This is a genomic window from Variovorax sp. DAIF25 (assembly GCF_050711835.1).
Taxonomy (GTDB): domain Bacteria; phylum Pseudomonadota; class Gammaproteobacteria; order Burkholderiales; family Burkholderiaceae_C; genus Variovorax.
In genome coordinates this window covers 48,182-72,838 of the sequence record NZ_CP136636.1, presented here as the reverse complement: position 1 = coordinate 72,838, position 24,657 = coordinate 48,182, and the positions used below count along the sequence as shown (strand labels likewise).

Here is a 24,657-nt window from a genome sequence, read left to right as displayed (position 1 = left end):
CGACACGAGGAGACAAGCCATGAGCAATCCATTCACCTGGCGCGAAGTCGCCGCCACCGAGGGGCGCGTGGTCGCGCCCGACGAACGCCTGCCCTGGGTACAGACCGGCTTCATGGGCGTGCAGCACGTGATCGCCATGTTCGGCGCCACCGTGCTGGCGCCGATCCTGATGGGCTTCAGCCCCAACATCGCGATCCTGATGAGCGGCATCGGCACGCTGATCTTCTTCCTGATCACCGGCGGCAAGGTGCCCAGCTACCTGGGCTCGAGCTTCGCCTTCATCGGCGTGGTGATCGCGGCCAGCGGCTACGCCGGCAAGGGGCCCAACGCCAACATCGCGGTGGCGCTGGGCGGCATCGTGGCCTGCGGCGTGGTCTACATCGTGATCGGCGCCATCGTGCAGGCCGTGGGCACGGGCTGGATCGAGCGCTTCATGCCGCCGGTGGTGACCGGCGCGGTGGTGGCGGTGATCGGGCTCAACCTCGCGAACGTGCCGATCAAGAACATGGCGGCCGGCAACTTCGACGCCTGGATGCAGGCCCTGACCTTCCTCTGCGTCGGCCTGGTGGCGGTGTTCACGCGCGGCATGGTGCAGCGGCTGCTGATCCTGGTGGGGCTGATCCTGGCCACCGTCGTCTATGCCGTGCTGACCAACGGCATGGGCCTGGGCAAGCCGGTGGACCTCAGCGGCATCGCCAACGCGGCCTGGTTCGGCCTGCCGGCCTTCACCGCGCCGGTGTTCACGGCCAACGCGATGCTGCTGATCGCGCCGGTGGCGATCATCCTGGTGGCCGAGAACCTGGGCCACCTGAAGGCGGTGACGGCCATGACCGGGCGCAACCTCGACGGCTACATGGGCCGCGCCTTCATCGGCGACGGCATCGCCACCGTGGTCAGCGGCGCGGCCGGCGGCACCGGCGTGACCACCTATGCCGAGAACATCGGCGTGATGGCCGCCACCCGCATCTATTCGACCGCGGTGTTCGTGGTGGCGGCAGTGATCGCGCTGGTGCTGGGCTTCAGCCCCAAGTTCGGCGCGCTGATCCAGGCCATCCCGCTGCCGGTGATGGGCGGCGTGAGCATCGTGGTGTTCGGCCTGATCGCGGTGGCCGGGGCCAAGATCTGGGTCGACAACAAGGTCGACTTCTCGCAGAACAAGAACCTGATCGTGGCGGCGATCACGCTGATCATCGGCACCGGCGACTTCACGCTGAAGTTCGGCGACTTCGCGCTCGGCGGCATCGGCACCGCCACCTTCGGGGCCATCATTCTTTACGCACTGCTGGGCCGCACGAAGAACTGAGACGCTCCCGGGGGGCCCGCGCAAGCCCCCAAAGTGAAACCTCGTGCAATAAATGTGCTTCCGGGGCGGTCCGGGCCGCGGCGCCGCACCGCCGCGCGCCCCGCGCCCGTTAGACTCCCAGGCTTTTCGCACCGACGTTTTCCAGACGTTTTCCAATGGCCGATGTTTCCGCCGCGCGCACCAGGGCGGTATTCGAATTCAAGAGCGCCACGCTGCCGCTGATCGCAGTCATCCTCAAGACGACCGATCTGGGCGTGCTGGCCGAGGCGCTCGACGCCCAGCTGGCGGATTCCCCCGATTTCTTCGAACAGGAACCGGTGGTCATCGATCTCTCGCAACTGCCGGAAGCCTCGGCCGAGGGCGGGGCGGGCGACGCGCTCGATTTCGAGGCCCTGCGCGGCCTCCTGGCGCGCCACCAGACCCAGCCGATCGCGGTGCGCGGCGGCAGCGAGGCCCAGCACGCCGCGGCCCGCGCCGCCGGCCTGGTGGTGACCGACATGCCCGCCGCCCCGGCCCCGCGCCCGGCCGAGCCGCCGCCGGCCACCCCGTCGCCCGCGCCGCAGATCGTGCGCGAGGTGCCGGTGCCGGCCAACGGCACGCTCCTGATCGACCGGCCGCTGCGCTCGGGCCAGCAGGTCTACGCCCGCGGCGGCGACGTGATCGTGACGGCCGTGGTGAGCCATGGCGCCGAGGTCATCGCCGACGGCAACGTGCACGTGTACGCGCCGCTGCGCGGCAAGGCGATCGCCGGCGCGCGCGGCAACACCGAGGCGCGGATCTTCTCGACCTGCCTCGAAGCCCAGCTGGTGGCGGTGGCCGGCATCTACCGGACCTCGGAAGTGCCGCTGCCCGACTCGGTGCTCGCGAAGGCGGCCCAGATCCGGCTCGATGGCAAGAAAATCGTGATCGAGCCCATTGCCTGACGGCAGGGCGGGACGACGCGGCAGCGATCCAGCAACAACCGAATCGAAACAAGAAGGAATGGCCATGGCCAAGATAGTGGTGGTGACCTCGGGCAAGGGCGGCGTCGGCAAGACGACCACGAGCGCCAGCTTCTCCTCGGGCCTCGCGCTCGCGGGCAAGAAGACGGCCGTGATCGACTTCGACGTGGGCCTGCGCAACCTCGACCTGATCATGGGTTGCGAACGCCGCGTGGTGTACGACCTGATCAACGTGATCCAGGGCGAGGCCAACCTGAGCCAGGCCCTGATCAAGGACAAGCAGTGCGAGAACCTGTTCGTTCTCGCCGCCTCGCAGACGCGCGACAAGGAAGCGCTGACGCAGGAAGGCGTGGAGAAGGTGCTGACCGACCTGGCGGCGATGGACTTCGACTACATCGTCTGCGACTCGCCCGCGGGCATCGAGACCGGCGCGATGATGGCCATGCACTTCGCCGACGAGGCGCTGGTGGTGACCAATCCCGAGGTCTCGTCGGTGCGCGACTCCGACCGCATCCTGGGCATGCTCAGCAGCAAGACCAAGCGCGCCAAGGACGGCGGCGATCCGGTCAAGGAACACCTGCTGATCACGCGCTACAACCCGAACCGGGTGGCGGGCGGCCAGATGCTGTCGCTGGAGGACATCCAGGACATCCTGCGCATTCCGCTGATCGGCGTGATCCCCGAGTCGGAGAGCGTGCTGCACGCCTCCAACCAGGGCGTGCCCGCGATCCACGACAAGGACACGGACGTGGCCCAGGCCTACAGCGACGTGGTGGCGCGCTTCCTCGGCGAGGACAGGCCGATGCGTTTCGTCGAGGCCGAGAAGCCGGGCTTCTTCAAGCGGATTTTCGGAGGCAGATAAGGCATGTCGTTCCTCTCGTTCCTCCTTGGCGAAAAGAAGAAGACTGCCAGCGTTGCCAAGGAACGCCTGCAGATCATCCTCGCCCACGAGCGTTCCAGCCTCAGCGGCAAGAGGCGGCCCGACTATCTGCCCGAACTCCAGCGCGAGCTGGTGGCGGTGATCTCGAAGTACGTGGCCATCAATCCCGAGGACATCAAGGTCCACCTGGAAACCCAGGACAACCTCGAGGTGCTCGACATCAAGATCGAGCTGCCCGACCCGGCGCCCACGCCGGCGCGCTGAGTCAGTCCGGCGCGAAGAAGCGGAAGCGGACCGTCGGGTCCGCGACCACGCGCGCCGACAGGGCGCGCTCCCACGCCAGGTAGTCGGCCCAGGCCGGGTCGCGCCGCGGCCCGAACACGCGCATCACCGAGCCCCAGTCGTCGTCGAACGGGGTCAGCAGGTGCGCCGCCTCGAGCGTGGTCGACAGCGGCCGCCCCGAGGCCTTCCAGGCCTGGGTGCCGCCCGCGAGCCAGCCGAAGCGCGCGCCGGCCTCGGGCCAGCGGCGTTGCGCATCGCGCGCCACGCGGCTCGCCGCGATGCCGTCGGGCGAGGTGAAGACCAGCGTGCGGCCCGGCACGATCAAAGGAGAGAGCGGCGCCAGCGAGGCCGGCAGCAGGTAGAGCGCGCCCGGCAGGTGGCCGCGTTCGTACTCGAGGCTGGGGCCGACGTCGACCACCGTGGCGCCTTCGAGCGCCTCGGCCTCGATGGCGGGCGGGGCAGCGGCGATCGCGGTGGAAGGGGCCGGCGGCAGGCCCTGGAAGGGCAGCGGGCCGTCGAACACATGCACCTCGGCCTGGCCGAGCTGCGTGAGCCAGAAGCTCGTGATGGCGGCGCGCAGCCGGTGCGCCGGATCGTCGAACAGCACGATGCGAGCGCCGCGCGTGCCCACGAGGTTCTCGAAGTGCATCAGCAGCTGGCCGCCGGGCACCTGCTGCACGGCCGTGCCCGCGAAGGCCGGGTCGGGCTGCGGGCGCACGTCGAACAGGTAGAGGCTGCGCCGCGGGTCGGCCTGCCAGCGCGCGAGCTGCGCGGCATCGGCCAGCGGCAGGCGGTGGCGCGCGATCAGGCCGTCGGCCAGTTCGCGCAGCCGCTCGGGCGACTCGGCCGGCAGCAGGTCGGCGGGCGCGGCGTTCTGCACCACGGGGCCGCCATGCAGGCCCCAGTCCATCACGCCGTCCTCGACGAAAACCGCATCGCGCGCGCGGTCCAGCAGCCGCAGGGTGGTGGCGCCGACGATGCCGCGCGTGCGGCTGAAGCAGTTGATGGCCCAGAGGTGGTCGGCAGCGGCGGGCGTCTCGAAGCGCCGCAGCGCGAGCTCGGTGCCCGCATGGTTGCGCGCGCCCGGCAGCGAGAGGAACTCGAATTCGGCGCGCGGCCGCGCATCGACCAGCGTGGTGGGCCGGCCGTCGCGCAGCCGCTCGCGCAGCGCCTCGACACCGACCGAGGGCGTGCCGAAATGCAGCCGCGCGCGGTCGCCGAAAGCCTTGACCAGCGTGCCGTAACCGTCGATGACGGGCAGCCCCTGCGCGGCCCAGGCCTCGATGCCGCCGGCCAGCAGGCGCACATCGGTGTAGCCCAGGCGCCCGAGCACGGCCGCGGCCTCGTGCGCGGGGCCATCGGGCGCGGCGCGGTCGTCGTAGAGCACGATCGCCGTGGAACGGCGCGGCACCAGCGTGGCGATCTGCGGCTCGAGGCCGCTCAACGGCGCATTGCGCGCGAGGTTCGGATGCCGCGCGACGTAGTGGCGGGTCTCGCGCACGTCGAGCAGCGCGAGCTCGGGCCCGTCGGCGGCCAGCAGCAGCGCATGCAGCGCCGCGGCGTCGAGGGTGGGGCGGTCGTGCGCGCTCATGTCAGTTCGGCTGGATGCCGGCCTGCTTCACCACCGCGGTCCACTTGACGGTCTCGGTCTGGATGAAGCGGGCGAACTCCTCGGGCGAACTGCCGACCGTGAAGGCGCCGATGTCGTCGTAGCGCTTGCGGAAGTCGGCCGACTGCACGATCTCGCGCAGCTCGCGCGACAGCCGCTGCACCAGCGGCGCGGGCGTGCCGCTGCGCACCACCACGCCGTACCACGAGGTGACCTCGAAGTCGCCGAGGCCGGCCTCGGCGGCGGTGGGCACCTCGGGCAGCCAGGGCGCGCGGCTGCGGTAGGCCACGGCCAGCGGCTTGAGCGTGCCGGCCTTGACGAAGGGGATCGCGGTCACGACCTCGTTGAAGATGAACTGGGTCTGGCCCGCGAGCAGGTCGTTGATGGCGGGCGCGCTGCCCTGGTAGGGGATGGGCGTGAAGTCGGCGCCGGTCTGGGACTTGAGCAGTTCGCCCGCGAGGTGCGAATAGGCGCCCACGCTGATGCCGTAGTTGACCTTGCCGGGGTTCTTCTTCGAATAGTCGATGAGCTCGCGCGGGTTGTTGACCGGCACCTTGGGATTGACCAGCAGCAGCTGCGGCGTCTGCACCAGCAGCGACACCGGCGTGAAGTCGCGCGCGAGGTCGTAGCTCAGCTGCTTGAACAGCGCCGGCTGCACCGTGAGGTTGGAGGCCGGCGCGAGCAGCAGCGTGTAGCCGTCGGCCGGCTGGCGCGCCACGTAGTCGAAGCCGATGTTGCCGGCCGCGCCGCTGCGGTTCTCGACCACCACGGGCTGCTTCAGGCGCTGCTGCAACTGCTCGGCGACCTCGCGGCCGATCTTGTCGGCGATGCCGCCCGCCGGGTAGGGCACGACCACGCGCACGGTGCGCTGCGGATAGTCGTCGGGCGCGGCGGCCCGGGCCGGCAGCACGGTCGACAGGGCGAGCAGCAAGGCGGCGAGGCCGCGCGAGGGGAGGGTGTTCATGGGACGACGCAAAAAGCCAGCGAGCCTAGGGCGCGGGGGCGGCGGCGCGAACGAAGTTTCGCACCCTTGCTTATGCGGAATGGGCGCATGCGGCGCGGCCCAGGCTTCCTAGCATCGCAGGCCGGACCGCCTCCTCATGAACACCGCCGCCCGCACCTCCACCCAGCCGCTGCAACCCGCGGCCATCGCGCCCGCCGTTGCGGCGCTCCCCGCGCGTGGCCGCCGCCACTGGTGGTGGCACTACGAGGTGCCCACCCTGCTGCTCGCGGGCGCGCTCTACCTGGCCTGGGCCGCGCTGGTCTGGTGGCATGCGGCGCTGCCGGGCTGGGCGCTGTTCGCGGCCGGCGGCTACCTCGCGCAGCTGCACTTCTCGCTGCAGCACGAGAGCATCCACGCGATGCGCCAGTTGCCGCAGTGGCTGCGCTGGGCCGTGGTGTGGCCGCCGCTCAACCTGTGGCTGCCGTACCCGTTCTACAACCGCGGCCACAGCGCGCACCACGTCAACTTCCACCTCACGCATCCCGAGCGCGACACCGAGAGCGCCTATCACTCGGCACCGGCCTGGGCCGGCTACGGACGCTTCTGGCGCTGGATCTACCTGGCGAACCAGACGGTGGCCTTCCGCGTCGTGCTGGGGCCCTTCCTGCGGCTGTGGAAGCTGGTGCGCTTCGAGACCGGCCGGGTCGCGGCCGGCGACTTCTCGCGACTGCCGACCTGGGGCTGGCATGCGCTGAGCGTGGCGCCGGTGCTGTACTTCGTGATCGGCGTGGCCGGCATGAGCCTGGGCGAGTACCTGCTGTGCTTCGTCTACCCGGGGATGATGCTGGGCTCGCTGCGCACCTTCACCGAGCACCGCTGGGCCGACACGCCGCACGAGCGCGTGGCGATCGTCGAATCGAACGCGGTGTTCGGCCTGCTCTACCTCTTCAACAACCTGCACCACGTGCACCACCGCGCGCCAACCATGCCCTGGTACGAGATCCCGGTGTACTTCCGGCGCCACCGCGCGGCGGTGCTGGCGGCCAACGGCCACTTCTACTACCGCGGCTATGGGCAGATCGTGCGGCGGCACCTGTTCCGGCCGGTGTTCGTGCCGGTGCATCCGGCTTGGTAACGGACCCTAGCCTGCGACGAAGCCCAGCACGCGCTCGATCACCTCGGCCTCCTTGAGGATGCGGCGGTGCCCCAGCCCCTGCGTGGCGACGAGCCGCGCACCCGGGATCGCATCGCGGTAGGCCTCGCTGTCGGCGAAGCGGTTCACGCGGTCGTCGCGGTCGTGCACGATCAGGGTCGGCCGCGCGATGCGCGGGCCCACGGCGGGCGGCTCGAACTGCGGCATCAGGATGCCTTCGCGCGATTCGATGCGCCGCTGCATCGCGGCGCGCGTGCGTTCGCGCAGGCCGAACACGTGGGCGAAGTAGCGCGTGTATTCGCGCGGCGAGGCGGGCGGCGCCAGCAGCACCAGCCGGTCGGCCGGCAGTCCGCGCGCCGCCGCATAGGCCAGTGCGTTGCCGCCCATCGAGTGCGCGATGGCCGCGCGCAGCGCATGGCCCTCGGCCGCGAGCCGCGCCGCGACGTACTCGAGCGCGCGCGCGAACTGCGGCAGGTTGCTGGCCCAGCCTGCGCTGCGGCCGTGCGCCGGCAGCTCGAGCAGCACCGGCCGCAGCCCCGCCGCGGCGATGGCCTGGGCCAGCGGCAGCATCTGGCCCGCATGGCCGCCCCAGCCGTGCATCAGCAGCACCACGGGCGTCTCGTCGACGGCCGAGGCCTGCGAGGCGAGGTGGTAGAGGCCGAGGCTGCCCTGCTCGAAGGCCCAGGTCTCGCGCCGCCACTCGGCGCCCGGCCCCTGGCCGCGGTAGAGCCACTTGGGCGGCAGCGGCGTGCGGAACACGCGGCTGGCCGCGCGCACGCCGAGCGCGGGCCAGAGGCGCTCGATGGCGCCGAGCGTCCAGCGCACGGCGCGCAGCCGGAGGCTGGCGCCGTAGTAGCCGGAACGCGCGGCGTGGGTGGAGGCCGAAGGCGTGGCGCTGCTCGTCATGCCGTGCGCCCTTCAGTACCAGACCCAGTCCTGGTTGCTGCCGGGCAGCGCACGCAGGGCTTCGCGCAGGGTTTCGACGCCGAGGGCCAGCGCGTAGACGGCCAGGCAGAGGGCAATGATCAGCATGGTGTTTCTCCTTTTTTATCGCACGATTGTGCGAAATTCAGATAAGCAAAGACGAAAGGCGTGCGCCCGGGACCTGCCTCAGGCGCGGTAGTCGGAAAGGATGCGCCGCCAGCTGCGCGCGGCATGCTCGCCGGCCAGCGGATCGCGCAGGAAGCGCGCGTCGTGCAGCAGGGTCATCACGAGGCCGTTGAGCTCGCTGACCAGCAGCGCGGCATCGGTGCCGGCCTTGAGCTCGCCGCTGTCCACCGCCTGCAGCACGGTGCGGCGCAGCGCGGCGCGCCAGCGGGTGATCTCGGCGAGCAGCAGCTCGCGCAGCTCGCCCTCGCGGTCGTCGTACTCGAAGGCACCGGCCATGTAGAGGCAGCCGGTCTCGCTCTCGACATCGCGCGTGCGCGCGATCCAGCGCTCGACGATGTCGGTCAGCCGCGCCAGGCCCTTGGGCTTCTGCATCGCGGGCACGAACACGTCGGCCAGGAAGCGGCGGCCGTATTCCTCGATGACGGCCTTCTGCAGCGCCTCGCGCGATCCCACGCGCGAGAACACGCCGCTCTTGGACAGGGCCAGCCGGCTCGCGATCGCCTGCAGCGTGATCGCCTCCAGGCCCTCGGCCAGCGCGAGATCCATCGCCGCGCCGACGATGGCGGTGCGGGTCAGCTCGCTTTTCTGGGTCTTGGCGTCCATGCGGCGCACTTTAGCACAGTCGTGCGAAATCTCAAACCAACGCGAAGGCCGCCTTGCCAGAGGGTCCAAAGATGATTTGCTCATGTGAAACCAACAAACGCATCGTTCCCCGCATAAGCCGTTGTGCAGAGAATTCCCGGTCCGTCCCGCTCCGGGACATGACCCTTCCGCGCCAGATGAACTTCCAACAACTGCGCTCGGTACGCGAGGCCGTTCGTTGCGGCTTCAACCTGACCGAGGTCGCCCATACCCTCCACACCTCGCAGCCTGGCGTGAGCCGGCAGATCCGCGAACTCGAGGAGGAGCTCGGCATCGAGCTCTTCGTGCGGGCCGGCAAGCGGCTCACCGGCCTCACCGAACCCGGCGGCCACGTGCTGCCGATCATCGAGCGCATGCTGCTCGAGAGCAGCAACCTGCGGCATGCCGGGCAGGAGTTCGTCGCGCAGCAGAGCGGCCTGCTGTCGGTGACGGCCACGCACTCGCAGGCGCGCTATGCGATGCCGGTGGCGGTGCAGGAATTCCGCGCCCAGTTTCCCAACGTGAAGCTGCACCTGCACCAGGGCTCGCCCAAGCAGATCGCGCAGATGCTGATCGACGGCGAGGCCGACGTGGGCATCGCCACCGAGGCGCTGGGCGACTACCCGCAGCTGGTCGCCCTGCCCTGCTACCGCTGGACCCATTCAGTGATCGTGCCGCCGGGCCATCCGCTGCTCGACGCGCCGCTCACGCTCGATGCGCTCACGCGCTATCCGCTGATCACCTACGACACCGGCTTCACGGGCCGCTCGCGCATCGACGAGGCCTTCGCGCAGCGCGGGCTCACGCCCAACATCGTGCTGGCCGCGATGGATGCCGACGTGATCAAGACCTACGTGCAGCTCGGCATGGGCGTGGGCATCGTGGCCGGCGTGGCCTACGAGGCCGAGCGCGACACGCAGCTGCGCGCGATCGACGCGGGGCGCCACTTCGGCATCAACCTCACGAAGCTCGCGGTGCGGCGCGGCAACTACCTGCGCAAGTACGTCTACGCCTTCATCGAGTCCTTCGCGCCGACCCTCACGCGCGCTGTGGTGGAAAAGGCACTGACCGACGAAACCAGGGCTTCGCACTACGAAATCTGAAAAGCGTGGCCCGACAAGGGCTTGGCGCGCGGACTTCGCACGGCGGATGCGGGGCTTTGGTCACGATGTCGACCGAAGCGGCGAGACTTCCATACGAAAGCATGAAAAAGCTGCCAGTTGCTTCACACAAGGAGCGTACATTCGCATTCATCCCAGCTTTCCGGAACGGATCAGCAATGGCATCGATTTCGCAGCAGCACCCCACAGCGAAGGCCAAGGCCCTCAAGGCCGCCGAAGCCAGCGAACGGCGCGAACGCCTGCGACGAGGGCTGCCCGCCACGGTGGAACTGCTGCAGCAACGCCATGCCGACCGCATCGACGACAGCGACATCGATGCCTACGTGAACCTCAACTGGCTCGAATGGCACGGCGGCGGGCTGCGGCTCACGATCACGGGCCGCAACGTCTGCGCGCAGCTCGCGCCCACGGCACTCGTCTGAGACACCCCCAAGAGAAAGCCGCCGCGGCGTGAGGCCTGCGGCGGCTTTCGTGCGGGCTCCTCTCGGAGCCCTGCGGCAGTGGGCACTTATCGTTATTGGCCAGCGATGATCTGCGAGATCACGCCCGTGGCGATCGCGGCCAGCACGAAGTCGCCGCCCACGCCCATCCACTGGTAGCCGCGCGGCGGCGGCTGCAGGCGGTAGGCGCGGTAGTCGTTGACCACGTAGTTGCGCGTGCGGTACTCGCTCGGCACGCGGCCGCCGCGGCGCCATTCGGCATGCGGCTGCGGGAAGCCGCGGCGATCGAACTGGCGTCCGTCGCGGAAGTCCTGGTTGCCCCAGTGGCCGGGCGGCGGGCCGCGGCGCTCCATGCGGTCATGGCCCGGAGGGCCGCCGCGATGACCGTCATGGCCGCGGCCCTGCGCGAAGGCGCTGCCCGCTGCCATGCACATGGCGAGTGCCGCGGCGGCCACGGCCATGCTCTTCGTCTTGTTGATGAACATCTGGAACTCCTTCGTGCGTGTTGTGATGACGAGTCCATTGTGGGCGGCCTGTGTGTCGGTCAGCCGGCGCTCAGGTAGGCGCGAAGTGAAACAAGGTAAGCGGCGGTATCCGCGCCTCCTGCACTCCTACAGCCGCACGGCGCCATGGTGCCGTTTCAGGGCAGGCCGGGCACGTAGCGGTTGACCACGATGCCGCATTCGTAGGCGTCGGAGCGCAGCAGCGCGAGCCGGTGGCCCTTGCTGCGGTCGTTGAACACCGACAGCCCGCCGCCCACCGCCGCCGGATTGACGAAGAACTGGAACTCGTCGACCACGCCGGCCTCGACCAGCGCCGACGCGAAGCCCACGCCGCCGATCGAGAGGATGTCGCCGCCCTCCTGGCGCTTGAGCGTCTCGACCGCCTCGGCCAGGTCGCCATGGACCACTGCGGTGCGCTCCCAGCGCGAGGCCTCGAGCTTGTTCGAGAGCACCACCTTGTCGGCATTGACGATCTTCTGGGCGAAGGCGTAGTGGCGATCGGCCGGAAAGCGCCGCGCGGCGCGGCCCCAGTGGTCGAGGTAACCCTCCTCCGCGATCTTGCGGCTCAGGAGGATGGTGCCCACGCTGTCGAACACGGTGTTGAAGTCCTGCTTGAGCCGCTCGTCCCAGGGCCAGGGATCGCCCCAGCCCCAGAGCTGCCAGTCGAGGTGGGCGTGGGCCGCCGACACGTAGCCGTCGACGGACATCTGCATCTGAAGGATCAGCTTTCTCATGCGCGTTCTCCTGGTGGATCTGGAAGGGATCGAAGCGCCCTGCTTTCTGCTTGCGAATTGCAATCGGTTTCCAGCGGGCGGTTGCAGTGTCTTCCGACCGATGCAAGAATGCAAGCGGTTCCGAAAGAAAAGCGTAGGAGCGCGCGCCATGGCATCACAGGAAAAATCCCTCTGCCCGATCAACCTCGCGCTGGAAGTCTTCGGCGACCGCTGGAGCCTGCTGATCGTGCGCGACATGATGTTCGCGGGCAAGCGCCATTTCCGCGAGTTCCTGCAGTCCGACGAAGGCATCTCGACCAACATCCTCACCGAGCGGCTCGGCAAGCTCGTCGAGCAGGGCGTGCTGCGCAAGAGCGACGATCCCACGCACAGGCAAAAGGCGCTCTACAGCCTCACGCCCATGGGCATCGACCTGCTGCCGGTGGTGGCGCAGATCGGCATCTGGGGCCGCAAGCACACGGCCGCCACGAAGGACAGCGCCGCCGATGCCGCCGCGCTCGACAAGGGCGGACCCGCGCTCTGGAAGAAGCTGCAGGCGGAGCTGCGGCGCGCGCATGCCGAGGGCCGCGCGGCCTGAAAGACACGCGTCACGTCCGGTCACCAGACTCGCGCGGGAGCGCTGGCAGAATGCCGCCCGGCACCCTGCCAAACCCGAACGCAGCAACCACACACCGAGGGGTCCGATGACCGAACACACCGTCGCGGCAGCCGTCGTCTACGCCAAGGACGTGACGCGCCTGAGCACGTTCTACACGCGCGTCGCCGGCCTGTCGCTCGCCCATGCCGAAGGCGGATTCAGCACCCTCGAATCGCCCGCGCTGCAGCTGTTCGTGGTCGCGATGCATGGCGACATCGCGGCCCGGGTCCACGTGTCGCAGCCGCCGGTGCGGCGCGAGAACACGGCGCTGAAGTTCGTCTTTCCGGTCGAGAGCCTGCGCGATGCGCGGCGCGCGGCCGCCGAGCACGGCGGCGCATTGAAGCCGGCCGAGGCCGAATGGGCGTTCGGCGGCCATCGCTATTGCGACGGGCACGACACCGAGGGCAATGTGTTCCAGCTGCGCGAGCGCGCGGTCGCCACGGGCGACGAGACGAACGATTGAGCAGGCGCGGCGAACGCCGCATGCTGCGGGCGCAAGCCCTGTACGGTCTTTCGCCCATCGACGGAAACGGCCGCTAAGCTGGCGCCCGCCTCGACGGCCCCTCTTCCCTTCCTCCTCCACGCACGCATGAACCGACGCCACCTGCTGCAGCTCCTCGCCGGCGGCATCGCCGCCTCCACGCTCGCCGCCTGCGGCCGGCGCAAGGCCTCGGAGCCGGCGCTGAAGTCCGATGCCAAGCTGCTCGCGCTGGGCGACAGCCTCACCTTCGGCTATGGCGCCCCGCCCGGCGAGGACTGGCCCGCAAGGCTCGCGACGCTCACGGGCTGGCAGGTGGTCAACGAAGGCATCAACGGCGACACCTCGGCAGGCGCCCTGAAGCGGCTCGACGCGCTGCTCGCGGCCGACAGCTACGACGCGGTGCTGGTGGGCATCGGTGGCAACGACATGCTGCGCGGCGTGCCGCTGCAGACCACGCGCGACAACATCGCGGCGATCGTGCGCCAGGCGCGCACGCACACGACGCGCGTGGCACTGATCGCCACGCCCGCGCCCGAACTGCTGCGCGCGACCATCGGCGCGCTCAGCGATGCGCCGCTCTACGAAGAGGTCGCGACCGCCGAGCAGGCGCTGCTGATCCCGGCGGTGTATGCGGGCGTGCTGTCCGATCCCGCGCTGCGCTCCGACCGCATCCACGCGAATGCGCAGGGCTACGAGAAGATCGCGCAGCAGATCGCCGAGCAGTTGCAGAAGGCCGGCTGGCGCTGAACGGCCCCGACGCGCCTCAGGGCGCGTTGCCCTGCGGTCCGACCGGCGGCGGCGCGGTACGGCCGCTGGAGCCCGGCGCGAGCTTGCGGCCGAAGGCCTCGCCCACGTTGCGCACCGGGCGGCTCGCGCGCTGCGACACGTTGTCGACACCGCGGCGCGTGGCATCGTCGGCGCGGTCGATGCCGCGGCCCGCGGCGTTGGTGCCGCGCTGCACGCCGCCGATCACCTTGCTGTCGCGCGGCGGCGGCTTGAGCGTGTGGGCGCGCTGCGCGCGCGGCGGGTTGTCGGCGCTCTGGGCCTGCACGGCGGCGGCCGGCAGCAGCATCAACGCGGCGAGCGACGCGGCGGCCACGAGATTGAAGTGAGGACGAAGGGTCATCGGGGATCTCCTCGAAACGTCGGGTTCATCGTCACGCGGGCTCGTCGCCCGCGGCCGCGGCGCGCGCCATGCGCTCGCTCTTCCAGTAGACGTCGTCGCCGCCATCGACGCGGTTGAGCACGCGCGCGAGCACGAACAACAGGTCGCTCAGGCGGTTGAGGTACTGGCGCAGCGTGTCGTTGAGCGTGGCCGTGGCGCCGAGCGCGACCACGGCCCGTTCCGCGCGGCGCGCGATGGTGCGGCACACATGGGCCTGCGCCGCGCCGCGGGTGCCGGCCGGCAGGATGAATTCGGCCAGCCGCGGCAGCGTGGCGTTGTGGTCGGCCAGCGCGTTGTCGAGCTGCAGCAGGGCCTCGGGCTTGAGCAGCGCATAGCCGGGCATCGAGAGCTCGCCGCCGAGGTTGAACAGCTGGTGCTGCACGTCCACCAGCAGCTCGCGCACCGCCTCGGGCAGCGGCTCGCACAGCAGCAGGCCGATGTGCGAGTTGAGCTCGTCGACGTCGCCCATGGCGTGCACGCGCAGGTGGTCCTTGGGCACGCGCGTGTTGTCGCCGAGGCCGGTGGTGCCGTCGTCGCCGGTGCGCGTGGCGATCTGCGAGAGTCGGTTGCCCATGGTGTGTTCGTTCCTATGCCGAGGGGGTGGAGGCGGTCTGCGCCTCGATCTTGCCGCGCAGCCATTGCAGGCCCGCGAGGTGCTGCTGGTCGTGGCTGCACAGATAGTGCACCAGGCTGCGCAGCGTGAGCGGACCATAGCCTTCGAACACCGCGGTGCGCGCGAACTGCGCGGCATCGAGCGTGCCCAGCAGCGCCAGCGTGTGGGCGCGCGCGGCGCGAAACTCGACCAGCGCGCGCTCGGCATCGGCCGCTCCGTAGGGGCGCTGCGCGTTCACGGCCTCGCTGTCGATCGAGGCCAGCACCGGGCGCTCTTCGTCGAGCGTGCGGCGAAAGCGCAGGTGGTAGCCCTCGACCTCGATGTCGCGCACATGGCAGACCTGCTGCAGCGGCGTGAAGGGCTCGCTCGGCACGCCCTCCCACGAGGCCGGCGCGAAGTCGCGCGAAGCGGCGGGGATCGCGGCGTAGTGGGCTTCGAGCTGGGCCGGAAAGGCGGCCAGTGCCTGCAGGGTCGTGGGATCGATGGTCATCGCGGCACGCGGCCCGTGCATCGCGGGCCGCGGAGAAAAGCGGGAGGAGGATTTTGCGGCATCGGCGTTCGAGGCTTGGCCGCTTAACCCCCTCGGCCGACTGCCGTACGGGGATCGGCCCGATGCCGATTCGCGCCCCGCTTCGTAGAATGGTCCGTTCGCCCCCGCCCCTCTTTTCCCCCTCTTCCACAGCCAGGAGACCTCCGATGAACGCCCCGACCTCGACCTCGCATCTGCTGCCGGAGCTTCATCTGCGCGAGGTGCCGGCAGTGCTGATCGATGCGCTCAAGGCCCGCTTCGGCGAGCGCTGTTCCACGGCGCTCGCGGTGCGCACGCAGCACGGGCGCGACGAGTCCTCGTTCGATGCGCCGCCGCCCTCGGCGGTGGTGTTCGCCGAGAGCACGCAGGACGTGGCCGATGCCGTGAAGCTCGCGAGCGAATACAGCGTGCCCGTCATCCCCTTCGGCGTGGGCTCCTCGCTCGAGGGCCACCTGCTCGCGGTGCAGGGCGGCATCAGCATCGACGTGTCGCGCATGAACCGCGTGCTGTCGGTCAATGCCGACGACCTCACGGTCACGGTGCAGCCGGGCGTCACGCGCAAGCAGCTCAACGAGGAGATCAAGAGCACCGGCCTGTTCTTCCCGATCGACCCGGGCGCTGATGCCTCCATCGGCGGCATGACGGCCACGCGCGCCAGCGGCACGAACGCGGTGCGCTACGGCACGATGCGCGAGAACGTGCTGGCGCTCGAGGTGGTGACGGCCGCCGGCGACACGATCCGCACCGGCACGCGCGCCAAGAAGTCCTCGGCCGGCTACGACCTCACGCGCCTGATGGTGGGCAGCGAAGGCACGCTGGGCGTGGTCACCGAGATCACGCTGCGCATCTATCCGCTGCCCGAGGCGGTGTCGGCCGCGATCTGTTCGTTCCCGAGCATCGAGGCGGCCGTGCGCACCACCATCGAGACCATCCAGCTCGGCGTGCCGATCGCGCGCGTGGAGCTGATCGACGTGAACACGGTGCGCATGGTGAATGCCTACGCCAAGCTGAACCTGCGCGAGGAACCGATGCTGCTGATGGAGTTCCACGGCTCGCCCGCGGGCGTGAAGGAACAGGCCGAGACGGTGCAGGAACTCGCGAGCGGCCACGGCGGCAATGCCTTCGAATGGGCCAGCACGCCGGAAGAACGCACGCGCCTGTGGACCGCGCGGCACAACAGCTACTTCGCCGCGGTGCAGTCGCGCCCGGGCTGCCGCGTGATCTCGACCGACACCTGCGTGCCGATCTCGCGCCTGGCCGACTGCCTGCTCGACTCGGTGGCCGAGGCCGATGCCAGCGGCATCCCCTACTTCCTGGTCGGCCATGTGGGCGACGGCAACTTCCACTTCGGCTACCTGCTCGATCCGAACGTGCCCGAGGAGCGCGTGAAGGCCGAGGCACTCAACCACGCGCTGGTGAGCCGCGCGCTCGCGCTCGAGGGCACCTGCACCGGCGAGCACGGCGTGGGCCTGCACAAGATGGACTTCCTGGTGACCGAGGCCGGTGCCGGCGCGATCGACATGATGCGCACGATCAAGCGCGCGCTCGATCCGAAGAACATCATGAACCCGGGCAAGATCTTCCAGCTCTGAGCGCACGCTGCGCATCCGGCAAAAAGCCCGGCGGCTTCGAAGGAAGCCCCGGGCTTTTTGCATGGGGTGAAGCAAGGGGCCCGAAGGCCCTGCTCACGATTACTTGCGGCGGCGCGCCGGCTGCTGCGGCTGCTCGGCCGGCACGTAGGTCTGCGACGGTGCCGCGCCGCCATCCACGCCGAGGCGGCCACCGCCGCCCAGGCCCTGGCCGCGCACCGTCTGCGCCTTGTAGTTGCGCAGCGAGCGGACCATCTGGTTGAAGGCGTCCATGAAGGCCGCCGCGATCACCTTGCCCTGCGCGGTGTTGGTGTAGCCGCCGAGGCCGCCGCCGGCGCTGCGGCCGACGATGGAGCCGAAGGCACCGAAGTCGGTCTTGGAGGCGCTGCCTTCGGAGGCCGCGACCTGCACGCCCGAGCGGTTGTCGATCAGGGTCAGCAGCGCCGAGGCTTCCTTGGTCTGCATGCTGCCGCCGATCGCGGCCAGCGCACGGCCGCGGTTACCGCCGACCAGGCCGCCGAGCGAGCCGCCGAGGCCGCCCGCATCGCTGTTGCTGAACACGATCTCGGGCGACAGGCCGTAGTCCGACGCGACCATCTGGCCGCGGCCGAAGTTGCTGCCGCCGCGCATCTCGCCCGACTGCTGCAGCGCGCGCTCGCGCGTCATCGCGTTCATGCCGGCCGCGCCGCGCTCGACCACCACGAAGCAGTTCGACTGCTGCACCAGCAAACGCAACAGGTTTGCAGTAGGCGGCAGACGGTATTCGCCCGTGAGGATGGTGTACCAGCCCGCGTTGACGTTCTCGATCAGCGAGACGGTGCCCAGCGGCGATTCGCAGCGCTCGAGCTGGCTGCTCTCGCCCGAGGTGGCGCCGCCGGCGGCGCTGCCGGTGGCCATGGTCTTGGCCGACTGGCTGCCCATCTGCATGTCGGTGGTGGCGCAGCCCGTGAGCAGCAACGCGCCCACGGCCACGGCCGCGAACGGGAAACGGGTGGTGATGAACTTCATGGAGAGCTCCCTCTGGCGAGATCGGGTGGAAAAAAGCTGCGGCGAGGATACGCGCAATGGATGACTGGAACAATCAAGCGGACGTCGGAGGACGCCGCGAAGCGGCTTAGGCCGTTCGGCGGATCCGCTCGATCAGCCCGTTGAGCGCATCGATCGAGCCGAAGTGGATCGCGAGCTCGCCGCTCTCCTCGATCTTGCCGCCGCGCTTGCTGCGCTTCTTGATCCGCACCTCGACCTCGGCGGTCAGCAGGTCGGCCAGTTCTTCCTCGACCCGCTCGAGGTCACGCGATTTCTCGCCGGTCTGGCCGCTGCGCCGCGGCGTGGCCGTGAGGCTGAATTCGGCCGCGAGCTTCTTCACCAGCGCCTCGGCCTCGCGCACCGACATCTTCTTGGCGGCGATCTGGTTGGCCGCCGTGATCTGGGTGCCGCGATCCAGCGACAGCAGCGCGCGTGCGTGGCCCATGTCGATGTCGCCGGCCATCAGCATCGCCTGCGCGGGCTCGGCCAGGTTGAGCAGACGCAGCAGGTTGCTGGCGGCGCTGCGCGAGCGGCCCACGGCCTGGGCGGCGGCCTCGTGCGTGAGGCCGAACTCGCTGACCAGGCGCTGCAGGCCCTGGGCCTCTTCGAGCGGGTTCAGGTCCTCGCGCTGGATGTTCTCGATCAGCGACATCGCCGCGGCGGCCTCGTTGGGCACGTCGCGCACCAGCACCGGCACGCTCTCGAGGCCGGCCAGCCTGGCGGCACGGAAGCGGCGTTCGCCCGCGATGATTTCGAACTCGGCGTTCTTGGCGGCCGCGGACTCCTCGTCGAGGCGGCGCACCAGGATCGGCTGCATGATCCCCTGCGCCTTGATGCTCTCGGCCAGCTCGTAGAGCGCGCCCTCGTCCATGCGGGTGCGCGGCTGGTAGACGCCGGCCACCATCTGGTCGAGCCGCAGGCTGTTGGGGTTCTGCGGCGCGCCGTTCTCGCCGGAGCCGCCGTCGCCGGCGTTGTCGCTGGAAGGGGCGGCCGTCGGGCCGAGCAGCGCTTCGAGGCCGCGGCCCAGGCCCTTGGGTTTCTTGGTCGCCATCAGTTCTTTTCTTTCGACACGTCGTTCAGGAGTTGCCGGCCCTCGGGCCAGTCGCCCAGGCCGGATTCGGCATTGAGGTGGCCGTGCGCGCCCGCGTCGACGAAGCGCGCGCCCCAGTCGCTCGCCATCTGGCGCGAGCGGGCGGCCTCGCAGTACGGGTCGTCGTTGGCCGCGATCAGCACGGCGGGAAAAGGCAGCGGCTGGCGCACGATCGGCGCCCAGCCCGGGATCATCTGGCGCACGTCCTCGCGCTCGAGGTCGCCGGGCGCGACCAGCAGCGCGCCGCGTACCCGCGCGGTGCTGCGCGAATGGGCGGCCCAGGCCGCGACCAGGATGCAGCCCAGGCTGTGGGCGGCGAAGACCACGTCGCCGGGCGAAGCCAGCACTTCCTCCTCGAGCCGCGCCGACCAGTCGCCGCGCAGCGGCCGCATCCATTCATGCTGTTCCACGCGGTGGTCGTGGTGCTTTTCTTCCCAGAGGGTCTGCCAGTGGCCGGGGCCGCTGTTCTGCCAGCCAGGCAGCAGGAGGACGCGGGGTTCAACACTCATTTGCTATTATTTTTATAGCTAACTATATAGACTGGATAAGGGTCAGACGTTGTTTTCGCTGCTGGACTTGGGTTCGCCGACCGGTGCCAGCACGTCCTCGGGAATCGGCAGGTCGGGCGAGGTACGGCCCGGTGCCGGCGGCGTGCTGGGCGCCACCGCACCCGAAGCGAAGGCGCTCGCGGGCGGCATCTTCGCGATCAGCTCTTCGGCGAAGGCGATGAAAGCCTGGCTACCGCGCGCCGCCGGGTCGAAGACCACGCCCGGCAGTCCGTAGCTCGGCGCCTCGGCCAACCGCACATTGCGCGGGATCACGGTGTCGAACACCTTGTCGCCGAAGTGCGCCTTGAGCTGCTCACTGACCTGCTGCTGCAGCGTGATGCGCGGATCGAACATCACGCGCAGCAGGCCGATGATCTGCAGGTTCTTGTTGAGGTTGGCGTGCACCTGCTTGATGGTGTTGACCAGGTCGGTCAGGCCCTCGAGCGCGAAGTACTCGCACTGCATCGGCACGATCACGCCATGCGCCGCGCACAGGCCGTTGAGCGTCAGCAGGCTCAGGCTGGGCGGGCAGTCGATCAGCACGAAGTCGTACTCGGCACCGACCGCGGCCAGCGCGGTGCGCAGGCGCTTCTCGCGGCGGTCGAGCGCGACCATCTCGACCTCGGCACCGGCCAGCTCGCGGTTGGCACCCAGCACGTCGTAGGCGTAGCCGCCCTCCGCCAGCTTGTCGGCCTTGACCCGCGCCTCGGCCACCGAAGCCGACTCGAGCAACACGTCGTACACCGTGGTCTCGAGCTGGCGCTTGTCGATGCCCGAACCCATGGTGGCATTGCCCTGCGGGTCGAGGTCGATCATCAGCACGCGCTGGCCCACCTTGGCCAGGCCGGCGGCGAGGTTGACGGTGGTGGTGGTCTTGCCGACGCCGCCCTTCTGGTTGGCGATGCAGAAAATCTTGGCCATGGAGGAGGATCAGTTCGAGGCGGCGAGCTTGACGCCGAAGGCGATCAGGAAGACACCGGCCAGCTTCTCGAGCACGCCCGAGATCCGCGGATTGGCGCGGATGCGCTCGGCCAGGAAGTGGGTCAGCAAGGTGGAGGTCAGGCCGTAGAGGAAGGTCAGCGCTGCGATCGTGACCGCCATCGCGCCGAAGGTGACCACGCCCTGGTGGCGGGCCGGGTCGACGAACAGCGGGAAGAAGGCCATGTAGAACACGATCGCCTTGGGGTTCAGCAAGGTGATCATCAGCGCCTGCCGCATGAAGTGGCGCGGGCGGATATTGAGGATGGGCGCGGCACCGGGCTTGGCGCGCAGCATCTTGAAGCCCAGCCAGGCCAGGTAGCCGGCGCCGAGCCACTGCACCGCCTTGAAGGCGGTCGGATAGGTGGCCAGCACGGCCGACACGCCCGCCACCGCGGCCCACATCAGCACTTGGTCGCCCGCAATCACGCCCAGGGTCGCCGCCAGGCCGCCGCGAATTCCGCCTTTGCTGGTCGACGTGATCAGCGCCAGGTTGCCCGGGCCGGGAATCAGGAGGAACAGGATGATGGCGACGACGAACGCGCCGTAGTCAGCGATGCCGAACATGGGAATTGCCTCGTGGAAAGAGGGAAAGGGGAGCCGTCGAGTCTAAGCGAGGCAGGTGGCGCGGCGATTGGCCTAACGGCCGGTTTTGCGCGGCCCACGCGTTTCTTTTGGCAAGACGACGAGCAGCGCCGTCTTGCCGGGCACGGATCAGGCCTGTTTTCGCGCCCAGACGATGCAACGCTCGGCGTCGAGGCCGGGCACCGTCAGTTGTTCCACGTGAAACACCGCGACTTCAGCGGGCAGTCCGGCGAGTTCATCGGCCGGATTCTTGCCCTTCATCGCGAGCCACTTGCCACCCTCGGCCAGCAGGTGCGAGGAGCCCGAGAAGAAATCGGGCAGCGACGCGAAGGCGCGCGAGCTGATCAGGTCGAAGCGGCCTTCGAGCTTTTCGACCCGGGCGTGAAGCCCGCGCAGGTTGGGCAGCACCAACTCGCCGGCCACTTGCTGCACGAAAGCCATCTTCTTTGCGACCGCATCGAGGCAGGTCACGTCGAGGTCGGGCCGCAGGATCGCGATGACCACGCCCGGCAATCCGGCCCCCGATCCCACGTCCAGCAGCTTGCCCTGCCCTGCCCACTCGCGTTGCAGCGGCGGAATCACGGCGAGGCTGTCGAGCAAGTGGTGGGTCAGCACGCTGTCGGGATCGCGCAGCGCCGTGAGGTTGTAGACCTTGTTCCACTTGAGCATCAGCGCGCCATAGGCCGTGAGCTGCTCGGCCTGGCGCTCGGACAAGGCCACGCCCAACGCCTCCGCGCCCACGCGCAGCCGTTCGATCGTCGCCGTCATTCGGCCGACTGCGGCTCGGTGGCTGCTTCCTTGGTCGCGGAAAAGGCCTTGTGGCCGCCCTTGCGCAGGTGAATCAACAGCAGCGAGATGGCCGCCGGCGTCACGCCCGAGATGCGCGAGGCCAGGCCCAAGGTCTCGGGCTTGTGCTTCGCGAGCTTCTGGCGCACCTCGAAACTCAGGGCCTTGACCTGGCCGTAGTCGAAATCGGCCGGCATCTTGAGGCTCTCGAAGTGGGCGGCGCGCTCCACTTCGTCGTTCTGGCGCTCGATGTAGCCCGAATACTTGGCCGAGATCTCGATCTGCTCGATCTCGGTTTCGCTGAGCTGGGCCTCGGCGCCGTACTTGCCGCCGTCCAGCGACATCAGGGTCTGGTAGTTCACATCGGGCCGGCGCAGCAGGTCGGCCAGGTTGTATTCGTGCTCGATCGCCTTGCCGAGCACGCGCACCGACTCGGTCGCCGGAAGGTTGCGCGGGTTCACCCAGATCGACTTGAGCCGCTCTGTTTCACGTGAAACAGCGTCGCGCTTGCGGCTGAAAGCATCCCAGCGCACGTCGTCGACCAGGCCCAGCTTGCGCCCTGCTTCGGTCAGGCGCATGTCGGCGTTGTCCTCGCGCAGCTGCAGCCGGAACTCGGCGCGGCTCGTGAACATGCGGTAGGGCTCGGTCACGCCCTTGGTGATCAGGTCGTCGACAAGCACGCCAAGGTAGGCTTCGTCGCGGCGCGGCAGCCAGGCATCCTCGCCCCGGCATTGCAGCGCGGCGTTGATGCCGGCGAACAGGCCCTGGGCCGCCGCCTCTTCGTAGCCCGTGGTGCCGTTGATCTGCCCGGCGAAGAACAGCCCCTGGATCGCGCGGGATTCGAAGCTGCTCTTGAGTTCGCGCGGATCGAAGTAGTCGTACTCGATCGCGTAGCCGGGACGCAGGATGTGGGCGTTCTCCAGCCCGGGCATCGAGCGCACCAGCTGGTACTGGATGTCGAAAGGCAGGCTGGTCGAGATGCCGTTCGGGTAGTACTCGTTGGTGGTCAGGCCCTCGGGCTCGAGGAAGATCTGGTGGCTGTCCTTGTCGGCGAAGCGATTGATCTTGTCCTCGACGCTCGGGCAGTAGCGCGGACCGACGCCGTCGATCTTGCCGGTGAACATCGGGCTGCGGTCGAAGCCCGAGCGGATGATCTCGTGCGTGCGCGCGTTGGTGTGCGTGATCCAGCACGGCATCTGCTGCGGATGCATCTCGACCTTGCCGAGAAAGCTGAACACCGGCATCGGCCCTGCCCCGCCGGGCATGCCGTCGCCGGGCTGCTCGGTGCACTTCGAGAAGTCGATGCTGCGACCGTCGAGCCGCGGCGGCGTGCCAGTCTTGAGCCGGCCCTGCGGCAGCTTGAGTTCCTTGAGGCGCGCCGACAGGCTCACGGCCGGCGGGTCGCCCGCGCGGCCGGCCTGGTAGTTGTCGAGGCCGACATGGATGCGGCCATCGAGGAAGGTGCCCGCGGTCAGCACCACGGTGCGCGCGCGGAAGGCGATACCGACCTGCGTGACCGCGCCTACCACGCGGTCGCCCTCGACCATCAGGTCGTCGACCGCCTGCTGGAACAGGCTCAGGTTCGGCTGGTTCTCGAGCCGGCGGCGGATCGCCGCCTTGTAGAGCACGCGGTCGGCCTGGGCACGCGTGGCGCGCACGGCCGGACCCTTGCTCGAGTTGAGGATGCGGAACTGGATGCCGGCCTCGTCGGTGGCGATCGCCATCGCGCCACCGAGCGCGTCGACCTCCTTCACCAGATGGCCCTTGCCGATGCCGCCGATCGAGGGGTTGCAGCTCATCTGGCCCAGCGTCTCGATGTTGTGGGACAGCAGCAGCGTCTTCGCGCCCATGCGGGCGGCAGCGAGCGCGGCTTCGGTGCCGGCATGGCCGCCACCGACGACGATCACGTCGAATTCTTCGGGATAAAGCATGAGAGGGGGCGCACTGACGCGTGCGCGGCGCAAAGGAGGGCCATGATTTTAATCGGCCCACCCTGCTCACGCCCACTGTGGGGGCAAGCTGGTTGCGAGACTCTAAAAGTCCGCCAAACCCTTCAGGGCCTCGATAGTTTGCTATATTTTTTGTAGCAAACTATCATGGGTCAAGCCGACGTGGCCAGCTCCACCACCGGCACCGGCTTCTCGATGCCCACGAGCGCGCCGCTGGCCGGCGGTTCCACGGGCGGCGCCACGCTCTGGTCCTGCAGCTCGGTCACCACGATCTGCTTGTCGCGCATGCTCACGCTGCCGAAGATGGTGCAGAAGGCCACGTCCTTCGCATCGCGCCCGGTGCCCACGCGCACGAGACGGTCGACCGGCGCCATGCGCGTGGCGTCGAACAGCACCCAGCGCCCGCCGAGCCAGGCCTCGAACACGGCATGGAAATCCTGCGGCGGTTCCTCGAAGGCCACGTAGCCCACGACCAGCCGCGCCGGGATGTTGAGCGCGCGGCAGAAGGTGATGCCCAGGTGCGCGAAGTCGCGGCACACGCCAGCACGCTGCACGAAGACCTCGCGTGCCGTGGTGGTCGAGTCGGTGCTGCCCGACTCGTAGGTGATGCTGTCGTGGATCCAGTCGACGATCGCCTGCACGCGGCCGATGCCCGGCGGCAGGTCGCCGAAGAGCTGGAAGGCGCAGCGCGCCATCAGGTCCGACTCGCAGTAGCGCGTCGGCATCATGTAGTGCAGCACCTCGTCGGGCACTTCGTTGACCGGCACTTCGGGCAGGTCGTGCGGCACGTCGACCTGGGTGCGCTGCACGGTCGCGGTGTAGGCGATCTTCAGCGGCCCCGGTGCCACGTCGAAGCGCAGGAAGCGGTTGCCGCTGGCCTCGTCGCAGAACACCTGCACCTCGGCCGCCGGCTCGATCGTGAGGGTCTCGCGGATCACCGCCTGCGCGCCCGCGCGGGCCGCCTCGATGTTCAGCAGCAGATGAGCAGGCGCGCCGACTTCGTAGTCCAGCTGCGCCTCGATGTGCGAGATGTGCATGGGG

General features: G+C 69.3%; 28 protein-coding genes. 11 read left to right on the top strand and 17 right to left on the bottom strand.

The window, feature by feature from the left end:
* Positions 1 to 19: 19 nt before the first annotated feature.
* From R0232_RS00375 to minE, 4 genes are all read left to right on the top strand, one after another.
* Positions 20 to 1,303 carry a solute carrier family 23 protein gene (locus tag R0232_RS00375; protein ID WP_431510899.1) on the top strand — a complete coding sequence of 428 codons (1,284 nt, stop codon included), beginning with the start codon at positions 20 to 22 and terminating at the stop codon, positions 1,301 to 1,303.
* A 155-nt stretch (positions 1,304 to 1,458) separates the two neighbouring features.
* Positions 1,459 to 2,226 (top strand): septum site-determining protein MinC, encoded by a 768-nt coding sequence (gene minC, locus R0232_RS00370; RefSeq protein ID WP_093343684.1) that lies wholly within the window; start codon positions 1,459 to 1,461, stop codon positions 2,224 to 2,226.
* 64 nt (positions 2,227 to 2,290) lie between these two features.
* A complete protein-coding gene (minD, locus tag R0232_RS00365; protein ID WP_093344160.1) occupies positions 2,291 to 3,106 on the top strand; it encodes a septum site-determining protein MinD in 816 nt (271 codons plus the stop codon).
* Between the two features lie 3 nt (positions 3,107 to 3,109).
* Positions 3,110 to 3,388 (top strand): cell division topological specificity factor MinE, encoded by a 279-nt coding sequence (gene minE / locus R0232_RS00360; protein WP_093343682.1) that lies wholly within the window; start codon positions 3,110 to 3,112, stop codon positions 3,386 to 3,388.
* Position 3,389: 1 nt separating this feature from the next.
* Here the strand turns inward: minE and R0232_RS00355 are convergent, their stop codons facing one another.
* On the bottom strand, positions 3,390 to 4,997 hold the full coding sequence (locus R0232_RS00355) for a rhodanese-like domain-containing protein (RefSeq protein WP_431510898.1): 1,608 nt from the start codon (positions 4,995 to 4,997) through the stop codon (positions 3,390 to 3,392).
* 1 nt (position 4,998) lies between these two features.
* Positions 4,999 to 5,979 (bottom strand): Bug family tripartite tricarboxylate transporter substrate binding protein, encoded by a 981-nt coding sequence (locus R0232_RS00350; protein ID WP_431510897.1) that lies wholly within the window; start codon positions 5,977 to 5,979, stop codon positions 4,999 to 5,001.
* A 136-nt stretch (positions 5,980 to 6,115) separates the two neighbouring features.
* On the opposite strand from R0232_RS00350, the gene R0232_RS00345 reads away from it, so the two are divergent.
* Positions 6,116 to 7,093, top strand: coding sequence for a fatty acid desaturase (locus R0232_RS00345; RefSeq protein WP_431510896.1), 978 nt, complete (start codon positions 6,116 to 6,118; stop codon positions 7,091 to 7,093).
* A 6-nt stretch (positions 7,094 to 7,099) separates the two neighbouring features.
* On the opposite strand, the gene R0232_RS00340 is transcribed toward R0232_RS00345, so the two are convergent.
* A complete protein-coding gene (locus R0232_RS00340; protein WP_093343676.1) occupies positions 7,100 to 8,017 on the bottom strand; it encodes an alpha/beta hydrolase in 918 nt (305 codons plus the stop codon).
* 204 nt (positions 8,018 to 8,221) lie between these two features.
* Positions 8,222 to 8,824 carry a TetR/AcrR family transcriptional regulator gene (locus R0232_RS00335; RefSeq protein WP_093343675.1) on the bottom strand — a complete coding sequence of 201 codons (603 nt, stop codon included), beginning with the start codon at positions 8,822 to 8,824 and terminating at the stop codon, positions 8,222 to 8,224.
* Positions 8,825 to 9,000: 176 nt separating this feature from the next.
* Here R0232_RS00335 and R0232_RS00330 point away from each other — a divergent pair, with 176 nt between their 5' ends.
* Together R0232_RS00330 and R0232_RS00325 are read left to right on the top strand one after the other, a co-directional pair.
* Complete coding sequence (locus tag R0232_RS00330; RefSeq protein WP_057591795.1) at positions 9,001 to 9,945, top strand: CysB family HTH-type transcriptional regulator; 945 nt, start codon at positions 9,001 to 9,003, stop codon at positions 9,943 to 9,945.
* 176 nt (positions 9,946 to 10,121) lie between these two features.
* Complete coding sequence (locus R0232_RS00325; protein ID WP_093343673.1) at positions 10,122 to 10,385, top strand: hypothetical protein; 264 nt, start codon at positions 10,122 to 10,124, stop codon at positions 10,383 to 10,385.
* A 92-nt stretch (positions 10,386 to 10,477) separates the two neighbouring features.
* Here R0232_RS00325 and R0232_RS00320 read toward each other — a convergent pair whose 3' ends face one another.
* The gene (locus R0232_RS00320; protein ID WP_093343671.1) at positions 10,478 to 10,888 is read right to left on the bottom strand and encodes an RcnB family protein; all 411 of its coding nucleotides are present in this window, start codon (positions 10,886 to 10,888) and stop codon (positions 10,478 to 10,480) included.
* Positions 10,889 to 11,043: 155 nt separating this feature from the next.
* Positions 11,044 to 11,640, bottom strand: coding sequence for a dihydrofolate reductase family protein (locus R0232_RS00315; RefSeq protein ID WP_431510895.1), 597 nt, complete (start codon positions 11,638 to 11,640; stop codon positions 11,044 to 11,046).
* A 148-nt stretch (positions 11,641 to 11,788) separates the two neighbouring features.
* Here R0232_RS00315 and R0232_RS00310 point away from each other — a divergent pair, with 148 nt between their 5' ends.
* From R0232_RS00310 to R0232_RS00300, 3 genes are all read left to right on the top strand, one after another.
* The gene (locus tag R0232_RS00310) at positions 11,789 to 12,217 is read left to right on the top strand and encodes a winged helix-turn-helix transcriptional regulator (RefSeq protein ID WP_296788452.1); all 429 of its coding nucleotides are present in this window, start codon (positions 11,789 to 11,791) and stop codon (positions 12,215 to 12,217) included.
* A 106-nt stretch (positions 12,218 to 12,323) separates the two neighbouring features.
* Positions 12,324 to 12,740 carry a VOC family protein gene (locus tag R0232_RS00305; protein WP_208513805.1) on the top strand — a complete coding sequence of 139 codons (417 nt, stop codon included), beginning with the start codon at positions 12,324 to 12,326 and terminating at the stop codon, positions 12,738 to 12,740.
* 126 nt (positions 12,741 to 12,866) lie between these two features.
* Positions 12,867 to 13,505 carry a GDSL-type esterase/lipase family protein gene (locus R0232_RS00300; protein ID WP_431510894.1) on the top strand — a complete coding sequence of 213 codons (639 nt, stop codon included), beginning with the start codon at positions 12,867 to 12,869 and terminating at the stop codon, positions 13,503 to 13,505.
* A gap of 16 nt (positions 13,506 to 13,521) precedes the next feature.
* Here R0232_RS00300 and R0232_RS00295 read toward each other — a convergent pair whose 3' ends face one another.
* Genes R0232_RS00295 through R0232_RS00285 form a run of 3 tightly spaced genes read right to left on the bottom strand, consistent with a single transcriptional unit; the run spans position 13,522 to position 15,020 of the window.
* Complete coding sequence (locus R0232_RS00295) at positions 13,522 to 13,884, bottom strand: hypothetical protein (protein WP_208513808.1); 363 nt, start codon at positions 13,882 to 13,884, stop codon at positions 13,522 to 13,524.
* Positions 13,885 to 13,915: 31 nt separating this feature from the next.
* Complete coding sequence (locus R0232_RS00290) at positions 13,916 to 14,497, bottom strand: cob(I)yrinic acid a,c-diamide adenosyltransferase (RefSeq protein WP_208513809.1); 582 nt, start codon at positions 14,495 to 14,497, stop codon at positions 13,916 to 13,918.
* Positions 14,498 to 14,510: 13 nt separating this feature from the next.
* Entirely contained in the window at positions 14,511 to 15,020 is a 510-nt protein-coding gene (locus tag R0232_RS00285; protein ID WP_296788655.1) for a DinB family protein, read from the bottom strand.
* Between the two features lie 212 nt (positions 15,021 to 15,232).
* Between R0232_RS00285 and R0232_RS00280 the strand changes: the two genes are divergently transcribed.
* On the top strand, positions 15,233 to 16,657 hold the full coding sequence (locus R0232_RS00280; protein WP_093343662.1) for an FAD-binding oxidoreductase: 1,425 nt from the start codon (positions 15,233 to 15,235) through the stop codon (positions 16,655 to 16,657).
* 99 nt (positions 16,658 to 16,756) lie between these two features.
* Here R0232_RS00280 and R0232_RS00275 read toward each other — a convergent pair whose 3' ends face one another.
* From R0232_RS00275 to R0232_RS00240, 8 genes are all read right to left on the bottom strand, one after another.
* Positions 16,757 to 17,662: a CsgG/HfaB family protein gene (locus tag R0232_RS00275; RefSeq protein ID WP_093343661.1), complete on the bottom strand. Its 906-nt coding sequence runs from the start codon at positions 17,660 to 17,662 to the stop codon at positions 16,757 to 16,759.
* Between the two features lie 106 nt (positions 17,663 to 17,768).
* A complete protein-coding gene (locus tag R0232_RS00270; protein WP_296793206.1) occupies positions 17,769 to 18,731 on the bottom strand; it encodes a ParB/RepB/Spo0J family partition protein in 963 nt (320 codons plus the stop codon).
* Positions 18,731 to 19,279 carry an RBBP9/YdeN family alpha/beta hydrolase gene (locus R0232_RS00265; protein WP_431510893.1) on the bottom strand — a complete coding sequence of 183 codons (549 nt, stop codon included), beginning with the start codon at positions 19,277 to 19,279 and terminating at the stop codon, positions 18,731 to 18,733. The genes R0232_RS00270 and R0232_RS00265 overlap by 1 nt, the downstream gene beginning before the upstream one ends.
* Positions 19,280 to 19,321: 42 nt before the next feature.
* On the bottom strand, positions 19,322 to 20,239 hold the full coding sequence (locus tag R0232_RS00260) for a ParA family protein (protein WP_093343656.1): 918 nt from the start codon (positions 20,237 to 20,239) through the stop codon (positions 19,322 to 19,324).
* Positions 20,240 to 20,248: 9 nt separating this feature from the next.
* Positions 20,249 to 20,863 (bottom strand): LysE family transporter, encoded by a 615-nt coding sequence (locus tag R0232_RS00255; protein ID WP_208513812.1) that lies wholly within the window; start codon positions 20,861 to 20,863, stop codon positions 20,249 to 20,251.
* Positions 20,864 to 21,010: 147 nt separating this feature from the next.
* A complete protein-coding gene (rsmG, locus tag R0232_RS00250; RefSeq protein ID WP_431510892.1) occupies positions 21,011 to 21,649 on the bottom strand; it encodes a 16S rRNA (guanine(527)-N(7))-methyltransferase RsmG in 639 nt (212 codons plus the stop codon).
* Complete coding sequence (gene mnmG, locus R0232_RS00245; protein WP_093343651.1) at positions 21,646 to 23,598, bottom strand: tRNA uridine-5-carboxymethylaminomethyl(34) synthesis enzyme MnmG; 1,953 nt, start codon at positions 23,596 to 23,598, stop codon at positions 21,646 to 21,648. The genes rsmG and mnmG overlap by 4 nt, the downstream gene beginning before the upstream one ends.
* A 170-nt stretch (positions 23,599 to 23,768) precedes the next feature.
* Positions 23,769 to 24,653 (bottom strand): transglutaminase-like domain-containing protein, encoded by an 885-nt coding sequence (locus R0232_RS00240; protein WP_431510891.1) that lies wholly within the window; start codon positions 24,651 to 24,653, stop codon positions 23,769 to 23,771.
* Positions 24,654 to 24,657 lie beyond the last annotated feature (4 nt).

What these genes read in the sequence shown, in the direction of transcription:
- R0232_RS00315 (WP_431510895.1), bottom strand. Translation starts at nt 11,640, where the DNA reads ATGAGAAAGCTGATCCTTCAGATGCAGATGTCCGTCGACGGCTACGTG.
- R0232_RS00290 (WP_208513809.1), bottom strand. Translation starts at nt 14,497, where the DNA reads ATGGGCAACCGACTCTCGCAGATCGCCACGCGCACCGGCGACGACGGC.
- R0232_RS00350 (WP_431510897.1), bottom strand. Translation starts at nt 5,979, where the DNA reads ATGAACACCCTCCCCTCGCGCGGCCTCGCCGCCTTGCTGCTCGCCCTG.
- R0232_RS00280 (WP_093343662.1), top strand. Translation starts at nt 15,233, where the DNA reads ATGAACGCCCCGACCTCGACCTCGCATCTGCTGCCGGAGCTTCATCTG.
- R0232_RS00340 (WP_093343676.1), bottom strand. Translation starts at nt 8,017, where the DNA reads ATGACGAGCAGCGCCACGCCTTCGGCCTCCACCCACGCCGCGCGTTCC.
- R0232_RS00320 (WP_093343671.1), bottom strand. Translation starts at nt 10,888, where the DNA reads ATGTTCATCAACAAGACGAAGAGCATGGCCGTGGCCGCCGCGGCACTC.
- minE (WP_093343682.1), top strand. Translation starts at nt 3,110, where the DNA reads ATGTCGTTCCTCTCGTTCCTCCTTGGCGAAAAGAAGAAGACTGCCAGC.
- R0232_RS00295 (WP_208513808.1), bottom strand. Translation starts at nt 13,884, where the DNA reads ATGACCCTTCGTCCTCACTTCAATCTCGTGGCCGCCGCGTCGCTCGCC.
- R0232_RS00260 (WP_093343656.1), bottom strand. Translation starts at nt 20,239, where the DNA reads ATGGCCAAGATTTTCTGCATCGCCAACCAGAAGGGCGGCGTCGGCAAG.
- R0232_RS00355 (WP_431510898.1), bottom strand. Translation starts at nt 4,997, where the DNA reads ATGAGCGCGCACGACCGCCCCACCCTCGACGCCGCGGCGCTGCATGCG.
- R0232_RS00240 (WP_431510891.1), bottom strand. Translation starts at nt 24,653, where the DNA reads ATGCACATCTCGCACATCGAGGCGCAGCTGGACTACGAAGTCGGCGCG.
- minC (WP_093343684.1), top strand. Translation starts at nt 1,459, where the DNA reads ATGGCCGATGTTTCCGCCGCGCGCACCAGGGCGGTATTCGAATTCAAG.
- R0232_RS00375 (WP_431510899.1), top strand. Translation starts at nt 20, where the DNA reads ATGAGCAATCCATTCACCTGGCGCGAAGTCGCCGCCACCGAGGGGCGC.
- minD (WP_093344160.1), top strand. Translation starts at nt 2,291, where the DNA reads ATGGCCAAGATAGTGGTGGTGACCTCGGGCAAGGGCGGCGTCGGCAAG.
- R0232_RS00270 (WP_296793206.1), bottom strand. Translation starts at nt 18,731, where the DNA reads ATGGCGACCAAGAAACCCAAGGGCCTGGGCCGCGGCCTCGAAGCGCTG.
- R0232_RS00345 (WP_431510896.1), top strand. Translation starts at nt 6,116, where the DNA reads ATGAACACCGCCGCCCGCACCTCCACCCAGCCGCTGCAACCCGCGGCC.
- R0232_RS00305 (WP_208513805.1), top strand. Translation starts at nt 12,324, where the DNA reads ATGACCGAACACACCGTCGCGGCAGCCGTCGTCTACGCCAAGGACGTG.
- R0232_RS00335 (WP_093343675.1), bottom strand. Translation starts at nt 8,824, where the DNA reads ATGGACGCCAAGACCCAGAAAAGCGAGCTGACCCGCACCGCCATCGTC.
- R0232_RS00255 (WP_208513812.1), bottom strand. Translation starts at nt 20,863, where the DNA reads ATGTTCGGCATCGCTGACTACGGCGCGTTCGTCGTCGCCATCATCCTG.
- R0232_RS00275 (WP_093343661.1), bottom strand. Translation starts at nt 17,662, where the DNA reads ATGAAGTTCATCACCACCCGTTTCCCGTTCGCGGCCGTGGCCGTGGGC.
- mnmG (WP_093343651.1), bottom strand. Translation starts at nt 23,598, where the DNA reads ATGCTTTATCCCGAAGAATTCGACGTGATCGTCGTCGGTGGCGGCCAT.
- R0232_RS00310 (WP_296788452.1), top strand. Translation starts at nt 11,789, where the DNA reads ATGGCATCACAGGAAAAATCCCTCTGCCCGATCAACCTCGCGCTGGAA.
- R0232_RS00265 (WP_431510893.1), bottom strand. Translation starts at nt 19,279, where the DNA reads ATGAGTGTTGAACCCCGCGTCCTCCTGCTGCCTGGCTGGCAGAACAGC.
- R0232_RS00325 (WP_093343673.1), top strand. Translation starts at nt 10,122, where the DNA reads ATGGCATCGATTTCGCAGCAGCACCCCACAGCGAAGGCCAAGGCCCTC.
- R0232_RS00300 (WP_431510894.1), top strand. Translation starts at nt 12,867, where the DNA reads ATGAACCGACGCCACCTGCTGCAGCTCCTCGCCGGCGGCATCGCCGCC.
- rsmG (WP_431510892.1), bottom strand. Translation starts at nt 21,649, where the DNA reads ATGACGGCGACGATCGAACGGCTGCGCGTGGGCGCGGAGGCGTTGGGC.
- R0232_RS00330 (WP_057591795.1), top strand. Translation starts at nt 9,001, where the DNA reads ATGAACTTCCAACAACTGCGCTCGGTACGCGAGGCCGTTCGTTGCGGC.